We start from the raw sequence: 16,451 nt of genomic DNA on the forward strand, positions 1-16,451 counted from the left end.
ACATCATTAAAAACAAGATATAAATGGAATATAGACGTTTAGGTAAGTCGGGATTACAGGTAAGTGCGCTTTCTTTGGGAAGCTGGCTTACCTTCGGACAACAGATCAGCGATAAAACAGCGGATGAGTTAATGGGGATCGCTTATGATGCCGGGGTTAACTTTTTCGACAATGCAGAGGGTTATGCAGAAGGGAAGTCAGAAGAGGTGATGGGTAAAATCCTTAAATCCCGTAAATGGGAGCGGGAATCCTTTGTGGTTTCCAGTAAAGTGTTTTTTGGAACAGAGAACAAAGGGCCGAACAGGGTTGGTTTATCGCGCAAGCACGTGATTGAGGCTTGTAACGCCGCATTGAAACGCTTGCAGGTAGATTATCTTGATCTTTATTTTTGTCATAGGCCAGATAAGAACACGCCGATTGAAGAAACCGTATGGGCAATGAATACCCTATTGCAGCAAGGGAAAATTTTGTACTGGGGAACTTCTGAATGGAGTGCTTCGGAGATCATGGAAGCGATCGGGGTAGCAAAGCAATACAATTTAATTGGTCCAACGATGGAACAACCTCAATACAACCTGTTGGAGCGGAATAAGATGGAGAACGAATACCTATTGCTATTCAAAGAATACGGACTGGGCACCACGATCTGGTCGCCATTGGCGTCGGGATTACTGTCTGGTAAATATACTTCTGGCATCACCAAAGATACCCGTCTGGAACTAAAAGGGATGGAATGGTTGAAGGATGCAGTTTTAAACGAGGAGAAGCTTAAAAAGGCGGAGAAACTGCAGGGATTGGCTGATGAGTTAAATATTCCATTGGCGAAGTTGTCATTGGCCTGGTGTCTTAAAAATCCGAATGTAAGTACGGTGATTTTGGGTGCTTCGAAAACGGCACAGCTCAAAGAAAACCTGACTACTTTGGAAGTGTTTCCTTTGTTAACGGAAGAGGTGCTGACCAGTATCGAGGAGATCATGCAGACCAAGCCGCATTTGCCACATTTTTAACAAGATAACTATACATGAGAAAGGCCGGTGTTTTGTATAAACACCGGCCTTTTTTATTGCTTTTTAAAGCGACTAGTAATAAGTTAGCCTCACTACACCCGCTAATTTTTTAGCCAGGCGGATCACCTGTCTGGTATAGCCATATTCATTGTCATACCAGGTATAAAGTACTACTGATTTATTGTCTTTCGCCATAATCGTTGCCGGGCCATCAACGATGGAAGCATGACTGTTTCCGATTAAATCGGTACTTACCAGCTCATTCGAGATGGAGTATTCGATTTGTTCAGACAGGTCACCGAAAAGAGAAGCTTGTCTTAAAATCTCGCTTACTTCTTCTTTGGAAGTCACTTTGTTTAACGATAAGTTCAGGATGGCCAGGGAAACGTTTGGTGTAGGAACACGCACTGCATTTCCGGTTAGCTTTCCACCCAGGTGAGGGATTACTTTTGCGACTGCTTTATCTGCACCGGTTTCTGTGATCACCAGGTTTAATGCAGCAGCCCTGCCTCTTCTATATTTTTTATGGTAATTGTCTAACAGGTTCTGGTCGTTCGTATACGAGTGAACCGTTTCTATATGTCCTTTTTCGATTCCAAAAGCATCATCAATTAACTTCAATACCGGTACAATGGCATTGGTGGTACAGGATGCATTGGATAAAATTGTTTCATTTGCGTAATCAATATGCGCATCATTGATTCCTGCCACTACGTTAGGAATATCTCCTTTAGCAGGTGCAGTCAATAATACCTTGCTGATTCCTTTGGCAGTCAGGTGTCTGCCCAGACCTTCACGGTCACGGAAAATTCCTGTATTGTCAATCAGTAAAGCATCATGGATGTCATAAAGCGTATAATCCACTTCATCAGGTTGTTTTGCTTCGATGAAAAAGATCGTCTGACCATTGATGATCAGTGCTTTGTTTTCAAAATCCTCTACAATCGTTCCATTGAAAGGACCATGGATTGAATCTGTGCGCAATAGTTCCGCTCTTTTGATCAGTTCTTCATCGCTATAGCTTCTGGTAACGATTGCTCTTAAACGCAATTGTTCTCCTTTACCTGCCTGAAGGATCAGTTCACGTGCAGCGATACGTCCAATACGTCCAAACCCAAAAAGAACAACGTCTTTAGGTTTCAGGCTGATTTTGTCTTTACCGATGTGTTTGCTGAGTTTGCTCACTACAAAGTCGTGCATTGTAGGGTAATTGTTGTTGTCTTCCAGCCATTCTGAAGCCAGTCTGCCAATGTCAACACGTGACGGGGCGAGGTTACATTTAGAAATGGTAACGGCAAGTTCCAGTGTTTCGTAAATGCTGATGTCTTTGCCGCTTACTTCTTTTGCATATTGGTGATGCGCAAGTATTTCACTGCTTCCAACATCAAATAAAGGTTTACGGAATAGTACCAGTTCAATAGATCTGTCGAACCACAATTGGCCAACAACGTTAATCAATTCAATCGCTTTTTTTTCTTTTTCAATCCAACTTTGGAATTCGGATTGGTATTTCTTTAGCATGCGTGGAATATTTTTGGTTAGAATGGCACAAAAGTAAAAAAGATTGAGCGAGTACCCAATCTTTTTTACTTATATAATTTACCGTCTGGCTGGCTGAGCTGAATTTTGCTTATCCCAGGTACGATTTTAATATTTTACTTCTTGAAGTATGACGAAGACGTTGTAGGGCTTTGTCTTTGATCTGACGAACACGTTCACGGGTTAAGTTAAATTTCTCACCGATCTCTTCAAGAGACAGGGGATGATTGGTGCTCAATCCAAAGAAAAGAACGATGATTTCACGTTCGCGCTCCGTTAGTGTAGACAGGGAACGTTTGATCTCTTCAGAAAGAGATTCGTTGATCAGGCTGCTATCTGTATTTGGCTCGTGATTTTCCAATACATCTAACAATGTATTTTCTTCACCCTGAACAAATGGTGCATCCATAGATACGTGACGACCGGAGTTACTTAAAGTATCGGAGATCTTATCTACTGTAGTTTCTAAGATATCTGCCAGTTCTTCCGGAGAAGGCTCACGCTCAAATTCCTGTTCTAATTTAGAGAAGGCTTTACTGATTTTACTTAGGGAACCAACCTGGTTCAATGGCAAACGAACGATACGGCTTTGCTCTGCAATTGCCTGCAATATAGACTGACGGATCCACCAAACCGCATAAGAGATAAACTTAAAACCTTTGGTCTCATCAAAACGTTTTGCAGCTTTAATTAAACCAAGGTTACCCTCATTAATTAAATCTCCTAATGTTAAACCTTGATTTTGGTATTGTTTTGCTACGGAAACCACGAAACGTAGGTTAGTCTTTGTTAAACGTTCTAATGCGGCCTGATCTCCCTCGCGTATTTTTCTTGCTAATATTACTTCTTCTTCGGCGGTGATTAAATCTACTTTACCAATTTCGTGAAGGTATTTGTCTAAAGATTGACTTTCGCGATTGGTAATGGATTGCGTGATTTTGAGTTGTCTCATTTATATGCTTTGGTACTCGTTATGTGTTTGAACGTGCAAAAGTAAGAATTTAAAGGCAATTTGAAAACATAAATTCCTGAAAATGTTACAGTTTACAACTGTTATTTCTACAATATTTTAACAGCAATAATTATTCCAAAATACTTTTGTCAGTATTTTGAGCCCTTATTGATTATTGGCATGTATTTATTGTAAATCAATAAATATTTTTTGAATTATAATAATAAATGCCTTATGTTTGCATAGAAATGTCCTTTGTCTTGCAGAAGTCAGAAAGTAAAAATTACCTAAAGCTGAAATTTTTATTCCGGCAGGAATAGCAGAAGCCAAACTGACATAAAATGAAAAGAAATGAAAAAAGATCTTAAATCTATTCGCCTGATCAGGTTTTTGCTGATCGCCATCTCTTCGGTAGTTTTTTTAATCGGAATTTACCAGCACCGATCGGCTTTTATGAAGGGTTGGAATGAAACACCTGCGATAGATGGACCGCATTCCGGTTTTCATGCAGCTATATTTAAAAATGTCATCAGTAAGGAAGGAGATTCACTTCAGATCAGTGGACAGGGCAGCTATAGGTTTAAACTGGAAAAGGAATACCTGGTTACAGGAGATGTTTTTAGTAAAGAGCAAGGCAGTAGTCAGGTCTTTTTATACAAAGTATGTGCCTTCGTATTAATGACGACTATCCTGATTTTAACAGTTTTGATATTGCTTAATTTATTTAGGTTTCTTGGGGACTCATCGAGGGGAGAAATCTTTACTTTGGTGAATATAGACAGGATTAAAGCGATTGGTTTATACTGTGTTTCGATGAGTTTATTATTACTTGTGGTTGACCTGATTAATTTTCTGATCCAGCTGGAGTTCTTTAGATTTACCGAATATCAGGTCAATTATGCGTTTGATCTTGATTATACCCTGTTTGCGGTGGGGATGGTAACGATGGTGATCATGTATGTATTTAAAAAAGGACATCAATTGAAGGAAGAACAGGAGTTAACTGTGTAATTATGGCAATCATTGTGAACTTAGATGTGATGCTGGCGAGAAGAAAGATGTCCCTTACCGAGTTAAGTGAGCGGGTAGGGATTACGATGTCGAACCTTTCTATCTTGAAAACAGGTAAAGCAAAGGCGGTAAGATTGGAGACGCTGAATGCGATCTGCGAAGTGCTGGATTGTCAGCCTGGAGATATTCTGGAATATAGCGCAGCCGAATAACAAAATAAAAACAAAGCCTGTCAGTTTTCTCGGAATACCGAAAGCTGACAGGCTGAATATATTTTTTAGGTATTAGGTCAGATCTGAAATCTCCGCTTCCGGCGCATTCTTTTTCACAGATTCAATTCCGTTATCGCGACTTGCTTCTGATTCATACATTTCACTCGTTCCGATCACTTGTCCGTTCGTGGCTTTTAAATTAAAATACGGCTTTCCGTTTGTCGAGGTTTTTTTGTCAAACTTGCTGTCGTCTTTTGAGTTCTTTTTAACGGATTCAATTCCATTGATGCAATTGCTCTTGGTGGTATAACCTTCACTTGTTAAGATGACCTGGCCATTACCTGCTTTCAGATCGAACTGAAATTCGTTGTTTTTTCGTGTTTTGATCTCGAATTTTCCCATAATCGTTTTTTTTAAATTAGTTTTCTAGGTTGACTTTAATAATCCAATTTATAAAAAAACAAAGGTTAAACAAAAATCGGTTACATTATTTTTCTGTTAAAGGTTCAGCAGGAGGGGATTCAGCAGTGTTAAATGCTCGCCAGGTCAAAGGTACGGTCCAGTTTGATGCCTTTTTCTGTCTGTTGAAGTGTACAACACTCATTAACTGCATCATGTTCCAACATCAGGATGTATTCTTTCTCTGCGGCTTCCTGAAGGAAAGATTTCTTCTCTGTCAGGGTGGTCAAAGGGAACATGTCATAAGCCATGACATAAGGCAAAGGAATGTGTCCTACCGAAGGTAGTAAATCTGCCATATATACCAGGGTTTTACCTTTATATTGGATTTGGGGAAGCATCATTGCATCGGTATGGCCATAAGCAAAACGGATATTGATGCCCTCATGAAAGGAAACGCCCTCCACATCTTCGACGAAACGCAATTGTCCGCTTTCCTGGATCGGCAGGATGTTCTCTTTCAGGAAAGAAGCTTTTTCTCTGTCGTTGGGATTTACTGCCCAATCCCAGTGTTTGGCATTGCTCCAGTAAAAGGCATTTTTAAACGCAGGGCGAAGTTTATCTCCCTGGCGGACAATGGAACCTCCGCAATGGTCAAAATGTAAATGCGTTAAAAAGACATCGGTAATGTCATCCCGGGAGAATCCTTTTGCGGCCAGGGATTTGTCTAAGGTAGCTTCACCATGAAGGTAATAATGCCCCATAAATTTCTCATCCTGTTTATCGCCAATACCATTGTCGATCAAAATCAGGCGATCTCCGTCTTCAACCAGCAGGCAGCGCATGGCCCAGGTACACATGTTATTCGCATCAGCAGGAGTGCTTTTCTGCCAGATAGATTTTGGAACGACACCAAACATGGCGCCCCCGTCTAATTTAAATAATCCGGTATCAATTGTATGTAAGTTCATATCGCATTCGGTTAAGGAAAATATAAAAGTAAAAAAAAACCTGTTGAAAGCTCAACAGGTTTTTCTCATCGTTTATTTATGGATTATAAGTGAATTACTTCACCGTAAGCGTCAGCAGTTGCTTCCATGATTGCTTCACTCATGGTTGGGTGAGGGTGTACAGATTTCAGCATTTCATGACCTGTAGTTTCCAGTTTACGGGCTACTACGATCTCTGCGATCATTTCTGTAACATTTGCACCGATCATGTGTGCACCAAGCAATTCACCGTATTTGGCATCGTAGATCATTTTTACAAAACCATCTTTAGCACCTGCAGCGCTGGCTTTACCTGAAGCAGAGAAAGGGAATTTACCAATCTTCAATTCATATCCGGCAGCTTTCGCTGCTTTCTCCGTATAACCAACAGAAGCGATCTCAGGGCTGCAATAAGTACATCCCGGGATGTTGTTGTAATCTAAAGGTTCTGGTTTATGACCAGCAATTTTCTCTACACAGATGATTCCTTCTGCGGAAGCTACGTGTGCTAAAGCCTGACCAGAAACGATATCACCAATTGCATAATAACCTTTTACGTTGGTATTGTAGAATTCATCCACGATTACCTTACCTTTTTCAGTTTTGATGCCGGTTTCTTCTAAACCTATATTTTCTATGTTGGCAACTACACCAGCAGCAGAAAGAACGATATCACATTCTAAAGTCTGCATGCCTGAAGCTGTTTTTACCTGAACTTTACAACCTGTACCACTGGTATCAACAGATTCTACGCTCGAAGAAGTCATCACTTCTATACCTGCTTTTTTGAAGCTGCGCAATAGTTGTTTTGAGATGTCTTCGTCTTCCACAGGAACGATGTTTTCCATGAATTCAACTACCGTAACTTTCGTTCCCAGTGTGGCATAGAAATACGCAAATTCCACGCCGATGGCGCCTGAACCTACAACAACCATAGATTTCGGTTGCTCAGGAAGGACCATCGCCTGTCTGTAGCCAATGATTTTTTTACCGTCTTGTTTTAAGTTAGGCAATTCTCTTGATCTGCCACCTGTAGCCAATATAATACTGGTTGCAGTATATTCTTTCTGTGTGCCGTCGGCAGCTTTAACTTCCACCTTGTTTCCAGGTTTTGCTTTACCGGTACCCATGATCACGTCAATTTTGTTCTTCTTCATTAAGAATTGAACACCTTTGCTCATGCCATCGGCAACACCACGGCTGCGTTTAATTACAGCAGCAAAATCAGCTTCAGCCGCTGCGGTTTTGATCCCGTATTCAGCAGCATGGTTGATGTATTCAAAAACCTGTGCACTTTTTAACAAGGCTTTGGTAGGGATACAACCCCAGTTAAGGCAGATTCCGCCTAAAGATTCGCGTTCTACTACTGCAGTTTTCAAACCTAACTGAGAAGCTCTTATTGCAGCTACATATCCACCAGGACCGCTGCCTATTACAATTACATCGTAGTTCATATCTTATATAAAGGAATTTTAACTTAAGTAATTGCCAAAATTAAAAAAATTGTTCATTAATACCGCTTCTAAGATTTTTGTAAAGACGTTTTAGGTGATATAATTTGAAGATGTTACATTTTTATGAAGGAGATCAGTTTTTGCAGAAAAAACAATTTGCTGGTAAACTGAAAGTTAGATATGTTAAATAACATGTTAAATGTTGAAAAATATTGTGATATTTAATAATAATTTAACATTGAAATCAGACTGTAGGATAAATTAATATTTACCTTTGTCGCGATATTTAATATTGGAATATCATAAAAAAACGAAAAGTAATTCAAAAAAGTATGAAGAAATCATTACTAATTAATTTCGTGGTTATGATCTTAGTCTTTGCGGGAACGTTCTCTACAGCAATGGCTCAGGTGACCACATCAACAATGACAGGTAGTGTCCGCGATGCTAAGGGGCCATTACCCGGAGCAAGTGTTAAAGCTACTCAAATAGCGACGGGAACTACTTACACCGCCGGAACAAACTCAGAAGGACGCTTTAACATTTCCAACATGCGTGTTGGTGGTGCTTACAAAGTAGTAGTGACATTTGTTGGATATCAGGCTCAGGAATATGACGGTATCGTTTTGAGACTGGGTGAACCATTCGCGTTAAACGTAGTTTTAAATGACGAAGGGGTTACTTTAAATCAGGTTCAGGTTGTTGGTGTAAAAAGTAAAGTCTTTGATAGCAAAAAAACAGGAGCTTCGACCAGCATTAGTAAAGATCAATTAGAGAGCCTGCCAACGTTGAGCAGATCTTTATCTGATTTTTACCGTTTGACTCCACAGGCAAATGGTAACTCTTTTGGTGGCGCAAATCAACGTTACAACAGTATTACAATTGATGGCGCTGTAAATAATGATGTTTTTGCTGCTTCAAGTAGTTCAATTACTCCAGGTGGTGGTGCAAATACTCAGCCTATTTCTTTAGATGCGATTCAGGAGATTCAGGTAGTTTTAGCTCCTTATGACATTACTTATGGTAACTTTACCGGAGCTGGTGTGAATGCAATTACTCGTTCAGGAACTAATAAAGTAGAAGGGTCAGCTTATTTTTTCGGTAGAAATCAAGGTACAGTGGGTAAGACACCTAATGGTTTGAAATCAGCCAAATTCTCTGATTATCAGTATGGTTTTAGAATCGGTGGTCCGATTATCAAAGATAAATTGTTCTTCTTCGTGAATGGCGAATTAGGTAGAAAAGCTCAGCCAACAGTGAATAATGCTGGTGAACAAGGTGCAGTATTAACTACAGAGCAGGCAGCGAGCCTTGCTAGTTATGTTAAGAATAAGTATAACTATGATGTCGGTTCTTATGGAGGACAAGATGCTGAAACTCAAAATGACAAGGTCTTTGCGAGACTAGACTGGAACATCAACTCTAAAAATCAATTGATGGTTCGTCATAATTATATCAAGGCATATGATGACGTATTGTCGCGCTCTGGTACAAGTTTTAAATTTGGCAACAACGGTGGTAGAAACAATAGCACCCAAAATATTAGTGTTTTAGAGTTAAGAAGCCAGCTATCTGAATCTTTATCTAACAACTTATTATTAGGTTATTCAAGAATCAGAGACGCAAGATCAACTTCAGGATCTTTATTCCCTCATGTAGAGATACAAAACTTTAATGCTTCAGGTAATATCGTTGCTTTCGGTTCAGAAAGAAGCAGTACTGCTAATGCATTAGATCAGGATATTTTTGAAATTACAGATAACTTTAAAATTTTTGCAGGTAACCATACCTTCACAATTGGTACCCACAATGAGTTTTATAAGTTCAGAAACTTGTTTGTAAACAACAGATATGGTTACTGGCAGTTTAGAAGTCTTACCGACTTTGAAAATAATGCTCCTTCAAGAGCAGAGGTGATTTTCCCTATCAACGGCCAGAATCCTGAAGCTAAATTTAGCGCTGCACAATTAGGTTTCTATGCTCAGGATGATATCCAGGTAACTCCTGAATTCAGACTGACTGCTGGTTTAAGGGTTGATGTTCCTTTGTTCTTTGACAAACCAGGACGCAACGAAGCTGCTGAAAAATCTTTTGGTTACAGAACAGACAGGACACCTAAAAGCACTCCTTTGGTAGCACCAAGAGTTGGTTTTAACTACGATGTATTTGGTGACAGAAGTTTACAATTACGAGGAGGTTCAGGAATCTTTACCGGTCGTGTTCCTTTTGTATGGTTATCTAACCAGTTTACAAATACAGGTTTGTTGACAGGCGAAGTAAGGGTTACTGGTACTGCAGCAGCTCCAATTCCAGGAGGTTTTCAGCCTGATCCAAACTTGCAATCTACTGTAGGAACCCCAGGTAACTACCAGTTAAATTTAATCGAAGAAAATTTTAGATTACCTCAGGTTTTCAGATCTAATTTTGCTGCTGATTTCAAACTATTTGCTGGTATTTCTGCAACTTTAGAAGCCATTTACAGCAAAACATTAAATAACATTACCTATAAAGACATCAATATTAAAGGTCAATCGGGTACATTGAACCCTACCTTTACTGGTGGAAGTGACCTAAGACCTACCTATAGTGGTCCGAAGGTAGATTCAAAAGTAACTAATGCTATTTTACTTCAAAACAGTAACAAAGGTTCTGCTTATAGCTTAACGGCTCAATTGCAGAAACAATTTGCCAGTGGCTTCGGAGCTTCGGTTGCCTATACTTATGGTGAGGCAAAAGATGTGAATAGCGGTACGAGCTCGACAGCAGTATCTAACTGGCAGTTTAACCAGATTGTACTTGATCCAAATAATACGCCTTTAGCTTATTCTACATCTGATACTAAACATAGAATTGTAGGTAGTTTAAACTACGGTGTAAGATATGGTAAACAAGGATTATTCGGAACCTCTATTGCAGTATTCTACGCAGGTAGATCAGGAAATCCATATACTTACCTTTATAATGGTGATCTTAACGGAGACGGTTCAAACGGAAATGATTTACTATTTGTACCTAGAACTCTTTCAGACATTAAACTCGCCATTATTCCTGCTGTTACTACCGGAGCAAACCCGTCACCAGCAATTAGCATTGCAGATCAATGGACGAGCTTAAATAACTTTATCGAGAATGATCCTTATTTGAAAAGCAAAAGAGGTGAATATGTAGCACGTAATGGTGCACGTATGCCTTGGCAACATTCATTTGACGTAAGATTGATGCAAGATTTAGGTGCGTTGATTAAAGGTTCATCAAATAAGATTCAATTATCAGTAGATGTATTTAATGTTGGTAATTTGATCAATAAAGATTGGGGAAGAGCTTATTTCTTAAGCAATAGCGCAAGTTCATTAATCTCTTACAATTCAGGTAGCTATACATTTAGGGCTCCTTCAACTGGAAAAGCTTATACTGTTGATCAGATAGGTTCCCGTTGGGCAGCACAATTCGGTATCAGATATATCTTCAACTAATTACTCTCAAATATAAAAAATCCCCGTTCCTGATAAAGGAGAGGGGATTTTTCGTATGCTGTATTTCCTGTTATTCTTTAATCACGAGCATCCAGCCTTTTCCTTTCGGTACAGTAATCTCTTCCTGATCCTTAAAGCTTGCAGCCGGTTGGAAGTTCTTCACTTCAGCTGCAGTAATCGTTGCCTTTGCCGGGTCCATGCCTAATGCTTTCCAGTCGATGTTTAACCTGATTTTGGTGTCTTCATTTGCCCAGCTGGCCAGCGCCACTAAAACACTTTTATCTTTTCTGTAAATAGTCACAGGCACATTTGCCTGATTACTCTTCACCGGATTGTTTTCTACCCAGTAGCCGATCATTTTGCTGCCTTGCATGCCAAAGTTATCCCATGCTTTCCAGATCGGACGGGGATCAGCTCCATCGCTCCATGGCATCCTGTTCGTCATGCCATAAACCATCCCTCTCCAGGCATTTCCTCCATCCTGTAACATTTCACCCATCAGGCCAAATGGAATCCCTGAGACTTCCGTAAGGAAGAAATCCGGACTGTTTTTATCATAGTAAAAATACTCTCCAAACCACAATCTGTTCAGGTATGGGAAGTGCTCCATATAAAGGTTGGCACTGTTGTTAAAACCATCACTCTTATTGTATTGATTGGCCGAGTGAAGGTCAATAATTCCAGGATGACCGTCTTTGGTTAACACCCTTTTTATACGTTTCATAGTGGTTCGGTCGAAGGCGACATCATCGAGGTAGATGCCATCAATCCCTACATTCTTTACCAGCCAGTTCATGCCTTCCACGTAATAGTTGTGCCACCTGCTCATTCCGCTGTTTACGACGGCTGCATCTTTAATTTCCGGTACATACCAGGCGGCGATATAATCTTCACCCAGGTGCTCCTGTAACCAGGAATAACCTCCACCTTTTCCCGGAGAATAAATTTCGTGTCCAAGGCTTCGCAGCGGGAAGGTTTCGTAGGCACTGTTGGAGAGTTCACGTACCGTATTGTAGATTTTTACTTTCAGTCCTTTCAGGTGTGCCTCATTGATGTAAGATTTCATCTCTTTATGCGCAATGAAAGGGTAATTGATGAAAGGATTGATCGGAGTCGCATGGTGGATATTGATCAGGTTAGCTCCGGTTGCTTTGATGGTATCCAGGTTCTCATATTTATGATAAAACCTGTTGCTCCATTGAAAATCCGTATTAATCGGATGGAATGGCGTGATGAGTAAGGTAAAGTTGTAATACAAGGTATCTCCTTTTTTCATCGTTCTGCTGCCACTGTAATTGTCGGACAGGATTGCTTTTCCCTTTTTAAACACCTGGATTCCGCCTTTGCCCTCATTTCCCCAGGAAGAAGGAAGGAGCAATGGTTTCTGCAGATAGAAGTTTGTGTTGAGCGGACGTACATAATGCTGATCCCTCAGTGAATATTGTAAGCCGGCATTTACATCGCCGATCCATGCGCCGTCCTGGTTTTTGTTCGCTACATCCCATTTCCATTTCAGGGTATCCAGTCTGTTTCCGCCTTTAAGTCCTAAGCCCATCATGTATTTTGATGCCGCTTCGGTAAATGGAATGTGTAGCCGGATATCATCCAGACTGATGTCCTGTTGCGCAATTAGCTGAACGGTATAAGAGAGAAATCCGTCAAATTCAACAGCGCCATTTACCTGCATGGTTAATTTGTCGGAAGTATTGATGGTATTCCATTGTACCGTTCCAGGTTGTTTTTCTGTAAAGTTTACCGGGCCATTTTTCCAGATGATGTCTTTATGGTCGGCGGCGGTCACATGGAAGTGGATGGGTTCTGTCAGGATGTCTTTTGCCGTTGCAGACAATTCTGTCATTTCCGGTGTAAAGAAGGTCTGGATCTGTGCAGGTAAACCATCTTTGTTTAAAGAGATTTGTCTGCCCAGCAAGGAGATCGTCTGGTCTTTTACCGCTAAAGGAATATAAGGCGAGATCACCTCATTCTTTTGTGCCAGGGTAGAGTTTAACCAGGTCAGCCGTGTTTGCTTCCAGGGCTCGTTGATTCCGCCTTCTACGGCCAGCTGATTGCTGATCTGTATGCTGATTTGGATGGTGGTCTTCGCTGCACCATTGGCAGAAACCGTGGCCGTTCCGGTATAGCTTCCTGCGGATAACTCTTTTGGAAGATTGGCCAGTACCCAAAGGGACTGAACCTTATCTTTAGCAACATTTACTGTTTTATGTAAGGGAAGCGTATTCCAGTTTGTTCCATCGGTATTCAGACAGGAAAGGAGAGAGGCAGGAATACGTCCTCCGGTTTTACTTTTAAGGTCTGTAAACCTGATTTCAACATTGTTGAGGTCCTTTTTAACGGCATAGATCCCAAGCTGAAAAGCAAAGTTTTCGCCTTTTGCAGCAGTTGCCGAGAAGCTGTTTTTTAAACCTTTTAAAATCCAGCGTTGAGGCAGGTCTGCGGTCATTTTTATCGGATTCAGACGGTCTTCAGGAAAGACAAAATAAGACTTGTCCGGATGCTGTCTGATCAGATCGCCGGTCTCTTTTGCGGTGGCAATCACCTCCATTGGGTAATTGCTGTTCATCGCGTTTACCGATTGGATTTCCTGAACCTTAACAAGGGCAGCTTTGTCTGTCGACGCAGGCCAGGTGTCATTATTCGCTGTTGATCTTTTGAGATAGCTGGCATTAGGGTAATTGGAGCGGCCATCTACTTTATATGGCATATAGTAGACGTAATAAGTTCCGGCTCCGGAAGTAGGCTCAAAATAAATGGTACCCTGCTCCCTGTTAATATCCGCAATCTTTACATGGGTGATTCTCTTATTGCTTTTGGCATCTACCACCCAGAGTTCTTTTTGTTCCGGCTGAAGGTCCCTTCTTCTCCATGGGATGACTGCTTTGGCAACCTTCCCCGCAGTACTGACATTAAGGACTACGCGGTGATTGCCGAGAGAGTCGGGGTTCCAGGCATCATTCCCATTGGTGTATTTTAATTCCTGGGCAGTAGCAGTACCGCCAAGAAGGATTAAAACAAATGGTACAAGGTATTTTTTCATACGAACGGTTGTGTTGATTTATATTTAAAATTAGCAGTTATTTAACCTGCCAGGGAAAATAAATCAACGCAAACGTTTGTTTAAAGGCGATGCCATGGATTGTCTTATTTCAGCGCCTTTAAATTCAGGTATTGTTTTGCTGAATCACAGAGTGCTGCAAAAGCTCCCGCCATCATGATGATGTCCTTAATGACGAGCCTGCCTCTTGCGGAAAGCAATGGAAAACCATGGTCCGGATCTCCTAAAGCCGGGACCCAGGAGTCTGTAGTGGTTATGAGGAAGGATAGGGTGACGGCAGACATGATCATGACCAGGCCAGCCCCAATCATTCCTATTCCGGGATGGTATTTGTTAACCAGTAACAAGAAACCAAGAACCACCAGAACACTGCCCAATCCATAGGAAAAAAGATATGTATGGTTGGCTTCATGCCAGGCAATTTTATCAGGATTGGCTTCTCCTTCTTTTTGCATATGTGTTTTATAATCCTCAGGATGTGCATAAAAGAAAGACATAAATGGTGAATTTGCCACAAACGGTACAATGCCTTCGGCCTCATAGTTGTATACTTTTAAACCGCCAATCCAGATCAGGACAATGGCAATAGAGATGCGGATCAGGCGAATACTTAAAGCGGATAAACCGGCAAGGGAACGGATTAATGAAGATAATTTATTTGACATGACGTTATTATTATCCTGCAAATTTACCCTCAGCGCTGCGGTCCTGCCATGGACAATAAAGGATATCAGATGGACAAATCAGCCATGATAGAAATTCCTGTTTTCTCGCGGAAGGTCTGTGGAGATACTTTTGTCAGCTTTTTAAAGAAGCGGCTGAAGTAATATTCGTCTTCAAAATTCAGGGAATAAGCGATTTCTTTAATGCTATGCCGGCTCAGGTGCAACTTCTTTTTAGCTTCAAGTACCACACGTTCCTGAATCAACCGGGAAGGAGATTTGCCGAAATAACGGCTGCAGCGTTTTGCAAAAGCATTGGGACTTAGCTTGAGTAAAGCGGCATAGTCCGAGGGCTTGCGCATCAGGAGGAAATTGGCCTCCAATGCAATTTTGAAATCTTCCAGCGGGGCATCGGTTTTCTTAAATTCAGCTGGTGCTGATTTTAACTTGATCTGACTCGCCTTTGCGAGGTACAACTGTAAATAGGCAGTAAGAACAGCTTCATTAGGTTCCTGTCGGGAAAGTTCTGTATCCAGCTGAGCAAGGAGTTCTGAAAATGAAACCGACTCTTCCGGCAGCAATGAAATCGAAGGCTCGAGAAAGATGTTGTTGAACAGCAATCCATTACAGGCCACCTCGGCCTTATGGTATTCTATACAATAAAAATCACCGTGAAATTGAAGCATCCGGACCTTCGACAAGGGAGCTTCCTTAAAATGAATGGTCTGGTAAGGGTTGGCAAAAAAGATGACGGGTCCCTCAAATGAGAAATTGCCGAAATCAGCCTGAAAAATACCCTTTCCTTCCTTTATAAACAAAATGGTATAACGTGAATATTGACCGGGATAGGCCAAGGACCCCGCTTCCATGTCCTGAAGGGATAATAAACAGTCTCCGGAGGCGGAGGGATATTTTTTAGCGGGAATACTGGCCATCACTCAAATTTAGAATTAATCATACATTTAAGGCGGGAAACACCTAAAATATCGTAAAACATGACTCAAAACAGCATTAGTGATTACATCCATGAATTATTTACTCAGTTTGAGCCGGCATTAAAGGAGAAATTAATCGCACATGTAACCATGAAAAGCTTCAAAGCAGGGGAGCTCCTGATGCAAACCGGGCAGTATTTCAGGTCCACTGTCCTGATTGTAAAAGGAAGGGTTAAGCTGTACCGGGAGGGAACGGATGGCGATGAGTTTTTTATGTATTACCTCGAACCCGGAGATGCCTGTGCGCTTTCTATGATCTGCGCTGCAAAGCAGGAATCGAGTAAAATCATGGGAAAAGCAATAGACGATAGTACAATTTTAATGGTTCCCATCGCATTGATGGACGAATTAATGAAGTTATATCCCAGCTGGTATTATTTTGTGATGGAAACTTACCGCTCCAGATTTGAAGAGCTGTTGCTGGTGATTGATAGCATTGCTTTTAATGGATTGGATGAGCGTTTGGGCTTTTATCTTAAAAAACAGGGAGAACACCTGAATGCGAAACAACTGAATTTAACCCATCAGGAAATTGCTACTGACCTGAATTCTTCAAGAGAAGTCATCTCCAGGTTACTGAAAAAGATGGAACAAAGAGGAGAAATCCGCCTGTATAGAAACTATATAGAATTGTTAAACTAACGGCCGGTGACAAAAGTCACCTGATGTCAGCGGAAGAATCTAC

Annotated in this window: 13 protein-coding genes; 5 read left to right on the plus strand and 8 right to left on the minus strand. The window is 41.0% G+C overall.

Annotation, left to right across the window (positions count from 1 at the left end; all coding sequences use genetic code 11):
* Window positions 1–23 precede the first annotated feature (23 nt).
* Window positions 24–1,007, plus strand: a complete 984-nt coding sequence (locus BLQ87_RS04870) for a potassium channel beta subunit family protein (protein WP_074605039.1) — start codon at window positions 24–26, stop codon at window positions 1,005–1,007.
* Between the two features lie 72 nt (window positions 1,008–1,079).
* On the opposite strand, the gene BLQ87_RS04875 is transcribed toward BLQ87_RS04870, so the two are convergent.
* Both BLQ87_RS04875 and BLQ87_RS04880 read right to left on the minus strand, forming a co-directional pair.
* The gene (locus BLQ87_RS04875; protein WP_074605040.1) at window positions 1,080–2,528 is read right to left on the minus strand and encodes a glyceraldehyde-3-phosphate dehydrogenase; all 1,449 of its coding nucleotides are present in this window, start codon (window positions 2,526–2,528) and stop codon (window positions 1,080–1,082) included.
* Between the two features lie 109 nt (window positions 2,529–2,637).
* Window positions 2,638–3,498, minus strand: a complete 861-nt coding sequence (locus tag BLQ87_RS04880; protein WP_062547391.1) for a sigma-70 family RNA polymerase sigma factor — start codon at window positions 3,496–3,498, stop codon at window positions 2,638–2,640.
* A gap of 351 nt (window positions 3,499–3,849) precedes the next feature.
* Between BLQ87_RS04880 and BLQ87_RS04885 the strand changes: the two genes are divergently transcribed.
* Window positions 3,850–4,509, plus strand: coding sequence for a DUF2975 domain-containing protein (locus BLQ87_RS04885; protein ID WP_074605041.1), 660 nt, complete (start codon window positions 3,850–3,852; stop codon window positions 4,507–4,509).
* Between the two features lie 2 nt (window positions 4,510–4,511).
* Window positions 4,512–4,721: a helix-turn-helix domain-containing protein gene (locus BLQ87_RS04890; RefSeq protein WP_074605042.1), complete on the plus strand. Its 210-nt coding sequence runs from the start codon at window positions 4,512–4,514 to the stop codon at window positions 4,719–4,721.
* Between the two features lie 72 nt (window positions 4,722–4,793).
* On the opposite strand, the gene BLQ87_RS04895 is transcribed toward BLQ87_RS04890, so the two are convergent.
* The 3 genes from BLQ87_RS04895 to lpdA form a co-directional block, all read right to left on the minus strand.
* Entirely contained in the window at window positions 4,794–5,123 is a 330-nt protein-coding gene (locus BLQ87_RS04895; protein ID WP_074605043.1) for a YegP family protein, read from the minus strand.
* Window positions 5,124–5,251: 128 nt separating this feature from the next.
* Window positions 5,252–6,091 (minus strand): MBL fold metallo-hydrolase, encoded by an 840-nt coding sequence (locus BLQ87_RS04900; RefSeq protein WP_074605044.1) that lies wholly within the window; start codon window positions 6,089–6,091, stop codon window positions 5,252–5,254.
* Between the two features lie 83 nt (window positions 6,092–6,174).
* Window positions 6,175–7,563 (minus strand): dihydrolipoyl dehydrogenase, encoded by a 1,389-nt coding sequence (lpdA, locus tag BLQ87_RS04905; RefSeq protein WP_074605045.1) that lies wholly within the window; start codon window positions 7,561–7,563, stop codon window positions 6,175–6,177.
* A gap of 332 nt (window positions 7,564–7,895) precedes the next feature.
* On the opposite strand from lpdA, the gene BLQ87_RS04910 reads away from it, so the two are divergent.
* On the plus strand, window positions 7,896–11,036 hold the full coding sequence (locus BLQ87_RS04910) for a TonB-dependent receptor (RefSeq protein ID WP_074605046.1): 3,141 nt from the start codon (window positions 7,896–7,898) through the stop codon (window positions 11,034–11,036).
* Window positions 11,037–11,106: 70 nt separating this feature from the next.
* Here the strand turns inward: BLQ87_RS04910 and BLQ87_RS04915 are convergent, their stop codons facing one another.
* From BLQ87_RS04915 to BLQ87_RS04925, 3 genes are all read right to left on the minus strand, one after another.
* Entirely contained in the window at window positions 11,107–14,091 is a 2,985-nt protein-coding gene (locus BLQ87_RS04915) for a glycoside hydrolase domain-containing protein (RefSeq protein ID WP_074605047.1), read from the minus strand.
* A 104-nt stretch (window positions 14,092–14,195) separates the two neighbouring features.
* The gene (locus BLQ87_RS04920; RefSeq protein ID WP_074605048.1) at window positions 14,196–14,774 is read right to left on the minus strand and encodes a DUF417 family protein; all 579 of its coding nucleotides are present in this window, start codon (window positions 14,772–14,774) and stop codon (window positions 14,196–14,198) included.
* Between the two features lie 65 nt (window positions 14,775–14,839).
* Window positions 14,840–15,706: a helix-turn-helix domain-containing protein gene (locus BLQ87_RS04925; protein ID WP_083361687.1), complete on the minus strand. Its 867-nt coding sequence runs from the start codon at window positions 15,704–15,706 to the stop codon at window positions 14,840–14,842.
* 60 nt (window positions 15,707–15,766) lie between these two features.
* Between BLQ87_RS04925 and BLQ87_RS04930 the strand changes: the two genes are divergently transcribed.
* Window positions 15,767–16,408, plus strand: coding sequence for a Crp/Fnr family transcriptional regulator (locus tag BLQ87_RS04930; RefSeq protein WP_074605049.1), 642 nt, complete (start codon window positions 15,767–15,769; stop codon window positions 16,406–16,408).
* Window positions 16,409–16,451: the final 43 nt, after the last annotated feature.

Origin of the sequence: Pedobacter steynii (assembly GCF_900103665.1) — a bacterium.
In the GTDB taxonomy this organism is placed as follows: Bacteria; Bacteroidota; Bacteroidia; order Sphingobacteriales; family Sphingobacteriaceae; genus Pedobacter; species Pedobacter steynii.

What these genes read in the sequence shown, in the direction of transcription:
- BLQ87_RS04870 (WP_074605039.1), top strand. Translation starts at nt 24, where the DNA reads ATGGAATATAGACGTTTAGGTAAGTCGGGATTACAGGTAAGTGCGCTT.
- BLQ87_RS04875 (WP_074605040.1), bottom strand. Translation starts at nt 2,528, where the DNA reads ATGCTAAAGAAATACCAATCCGAATTCCAAAGTTGGATTGAAAAAGAA.
- BLQ87_RS04880 (WP_062547391.1), bottom strand. Translation starts at nt 3,498, where the DNA reads ATGAGACAACTCAAAATCACGCAATCCATTACCAATCGCGAAAGTCAA.
- BLQ87_RS04885 (WP_074605041.1), top strand. Translation starts at nt 3,850, where the DNA reads ATGAAAAAAGATCTTAAATCTATTCGCCTGATCAGGTTTTTGCTGATC.
- BLQ87_RS04890 (WP_074605042.1), top strand. Translation starts at nt 4,512, where the DNA reads ATGGCAATCATTGTGAACTTAGATGTGATGCTGGCGAGAAGAAAGATG.
- BLQ87_RS04895 (WP_074605043.1), bottom strand. Translation starts at nt 5,123, where the DNA reads ATGGGAAAATTCGAGATCAAAACACGAAAAAACAACGAATTTCAGTTC.
- BLQ87_RS04900 (WP_074605044.1), bottom strand. Translation starts at nt 6,091, where the DNA reads ATGAACTTACATACAATTGATACCGGATTATTTAAATTAGACGGGGGC.
- lpdA (WP_074605045.1), bottom strand. Translation starts at nt 7,563, where the DNA reads ATGAACTACGATGTAATTGTAATAGGCAGCGGTCCTGGTGGATATGTA.
- BLQ87_RS04910 (WP_074605046.1), top strand. Translation starts at nt 7,896, where the DNA reads ATGAAGAAATCATTACTAATTAATTTCGTGGTTATGATCTTAGTCTTT.
- BLQ87_RS04915 (WP_074605047.1), bottom strand. Translation starts at nt 14,091, where the DNA reads ATGAAAAAATACCTTGTACCATTTGTTTTAATCCTTCTTGGCGGTACT.
- BLQ87_RS04920 (WP_074605048.1), bottom strand. Translation starts at nt 14,774, where the DNA reads ATGTCAAATAAATTATCTTCATTAATCCGTTCCCTTGCCGGTTTATCC.
- BLQ87_RS04925 (WP_083361687.1), bottom strand. Translation starts at nt 15,706, where the DNA reads ATGGCCAGTATTCCCGCTAAAAAATATCCCTCCGCCTCCGGAGACTGT.
- BLQ87_RS04930 (WP_074605049.1), top strand. Translation starts at nt 15,767, where the DNA reads ATGACTCAAAACAGCATTAGTGATTACATCCATGAATTATTTACTCAG.